This is a genomic window from Streptomyces bobili (assembly GCF_002154575.1).
GTDB lineage: Bacteria > Actinomycetota > Actinomycetes > Streptomycetales > Streptomycetaceae > Streptomyces > Streptomyces bobili.
Map to the genome: position 1 here is coordinate 1 of NZ_MUBA01000625.1, position 2,654 is coordinate 2,654.

Below are 2,654 nucleotides of genomic sequence, written 5' to 3' on the forward strand. Positions count from 1 at the left end.
CCGGCCGCGAGGGCGCAGCGCGGGCGGGAGGGCCTGCCAGGTGTAGGTCTCGACCTCCAGGTGGCGGGTGAGCGGGTGCGGTCCGCCGACGAGGCGGGTCAGGGCGTCCTTCAGGACGGGGAGCGTGGAGGTGAGGGGCGCGGCGGGGGCCGCGTGCAGCGGGACGTGGAAGTGGGCGCGCCAGGGCGAGGTGTCGGGCAGGGCGTCGCCGGTGAGGGCCTGGCCCAGGTCGTCGGTGCCGTGCAGGCGGCCGGTGTCGCCGACCGTGCGGGTCTGGTGCAGGAAGCGGGGTTCGTCGAAGGCGGCGAGCGCCTCGCGGACGGCGGGGAGGCGGGGGTGTTCGGCGTGCAGGGCGGCCGACAGCTGGGACTTGACGACGGGGACGCGGGCGGCGGCCAGCGCGTCCAGGGCGGTGTGCGGGTCTTCGAAGGAGGTGGCGAGGTGACAGGTGTCGACGCAGACGCCGATGCGGGGATGGCCGACGGCGGTGAGCGGGGCGAGCGCGTCGCCGGTGGTCTCGACGATGCAGCCGGGCTCCGGTTCGAGGCCGACGCGGACGGAGCGGCCGGTGAGGTCCGCGAGGGCGTCCAGGCGTTCGGCGAGGGTGAGCAGGGCCGCGTGCGCGGTGTCGGCGCGGGCGTCGGTCCAGGTGGTGCGCCAGCCCAGCGGCAGGGTGGAGACGCTGCCCTCGGTGAGGTCGTCGGGGAGGAGACCGGTGAGGACGCGGGCGAGGGCGGTGGTGTGCTCCAGGCGTTCGGGGTCGGCCCAGTCGGGCCGGTACACCCGGTACTTGACCTGCTCGGCGCCGAAGCCTTCGTAGGGGAAGCCGTTGAGGGTGACGACCTCCAGGCCCCGCCGGTCGAGTGCGGCGCGCAGGCCGCGCAGGGCGGCCGGGTCGGTGTCGAGGGCGTGCGCGGCGTCCTTGGCGAGCCACAGTCCGATGCCGAGGCGGTCGCGGCCCAGGCGGCGGCGGACGGGCTCGCAGTGGTCGCGCAGTTGCGCGAGCACGCCGTCGAGGGTCTCGGCGGGGTGCACGTTGGTGCAGTAGGCGAGGTGGACGGTGGTGCCGTCGGGGTGGCGGAAGCGCATCGCTCACTCCCCGCCGCGCAGCACGGAGTTGCCCTCGTGGGTGGCGCCGGGAGCGGTCACCTCGACGTTCAGCCGGCCGCTGAGGCCGTAGAAGGCGACGGGGTTGCGCCACAGGACCCGGTCCACGTCGTCCTCGGTGAAGCCCTCGTCCAGCATCAGGTCGGCCACGCCGCGGGTCTTCAGGGGGTCGCTGCGGCCCCAGTCGGCGGCGGAGTTCACCAGGACCCGCTCCGGCCCGTACTCCCGCAGGATCCCCACCATGCGGCGCTCGTCCATCTTGGTGTCCGGATACACCGAGAAGCCCAGCCAGCAGCCGCTGTCCTTGGCCTCCTTCACGGTCGTCTCGTTGAGGTGGTCGATCAGGACGTGTTCCTCGGGCAGCGCGGACTCCCGGACGACGTCGAGGGTGCGGCGCAGGCCGGCGAGCTTGTCGCGGTGCGGGGTGTGCACCAGCGCGGGCAGCCCGTGGGCGGCGGCGAGCTGGAGCTGGGCGGCGAGGGCGGTGTCCTCGGCGGGAGTCATCGAGTCGTAGCCGATCTCGCCGACGGCCACGACGTGGTCCTTGACGAGATACCGGGGCAGTTCGTCGAGGACGGGGACGCAGCGCGGGTCGTTCGCCTCCTTGGGGTTGAGGGCGAGCGTGCAGTGGTGGGCGATGCCGTACTGGGCGGCCCGGAAGGGTTCCCAGCCGAGGAGGGAGTCGAAGTAGTCGAGGAAGGAGGCGGGCGAGGTGCGCGGCTGGCCGAGCCAGAAGGACGGTTCGACGACTGCGCGGACACCGGCGGCGTACATGGCCTCGTAGTCGTCGGTGGTCCGTGAGGTCATGTGGATGTGGGGGTCGAAGATGCGCATCAGGACTCCTTGCCGTGGGGGTGGCCCGCGCCGTGGGGGTGCGTCCCCCGGGGCTGCGTCCCGTGCGGCGGGGGCACGGGACCGGCGGGGCCGGCCGAGTCGGTCAGGGCGAGGACGCGGTGCAGGTCCCGGGGCACGGGACGGTCCGCGGCGGTGCGTTCGGCGGCGTAGTCGCGGAGCATGCGGGCGAGTTCGGGGTCGGCGCGGGCCCGCTCCGCCAGGTCCGCCACGGCGTCCAGGGGCACCCCGGTGAACAGGCACTTCAGTACGGCGTGGCGCCAGGCGTGCGCGTCGAGGTGGCGGGCGGCGTAGGGGCCGACGGCGGCGGCCACGAGCCGGGTGTCGTTGGTGCGCAGGGCGTCCTCCACCAGTGGCAGGGCGTCCGGTCCCGGCACGAGGTGCGCCAGTGCGAGGAGTACGGCCCGGCGTTCGTCGGCGGTGCCCTGGAAGTACACCCGGCCCAGGGAGCCCGTGTCGGCGCGGGCGGCGCGCAGGATGAGCAGCCGGGCCGCGTCCGCGTGCGGGCTGCCGCAGCGCCGGCCGGCCTCGGCGAGCCGCAGCTCCCACACGGAGATCGGGCCGTGGGTGCCGGGATGGTCGGCGGCCTCGTCGACTGCCTGGCGCAGCCATGCGCGGGCCGGTTCGGGCAGTCGGGATTCCAGGTCGTCCTGGAGGACGTCGAGGGGGGTGAACGCCAGGGCGCGAGGCGTGCT

At 74.8% G+C, this 2,654-nt stretch carries 3 protein-coding genes; all 3 read right to left on the reverse strand.

The window, feature by feature from the left end; genetic code table 11:
• A partial coding sequence (gene eboE / locus BZL64_RS35090; RefSeq protein WP_086773107.1) for a metabolite traffic protein EboE occupies positions 1 to 1,089 on the reverse strand: 1,089 nt, incomplete at its 3' end.
• A 3-nt stretch (positions 1,090 to 1,092) separates the two neighbouring features.
• Positions 1,093 to 1,941, reverse strand: a complete 849-nt coding sequence (locus BZL64_RS35095) for a TatD family hydrolase (protein ID WP_086773108.1) — start codon at positions 1,939 to 1,941, stop codon at positions 1,093 to 1,095.
• Complete coding sequence (locus BZL64_RS35100) at positions 1,941 to 2,639, reverse strand: EboA domain-containing protein (RefSeq protein WP_086773109.1); 699 nt, start codon at positions 2,637 to 2,639, stop codon at positions 1,941 to 1,943. The genes BZL64_RS35095 and BZL64_RS35100 overlap by 1 nt, the downstream gene beginning before the upstream one ends.
• Between the last annotated feature and the right edge of the window lie 15 nt (positions 2,640 to 2,654).

What these genes read in the sequence shown, in the direction of transcription:
- BZL64_RS35095 (WP_086773108.1), bottom strand. Translation starts at nt 1,941, where the DNA reads ATGCGCATCTTCGACCCCCACATCCACATGACCTCACGGACCACCGAC.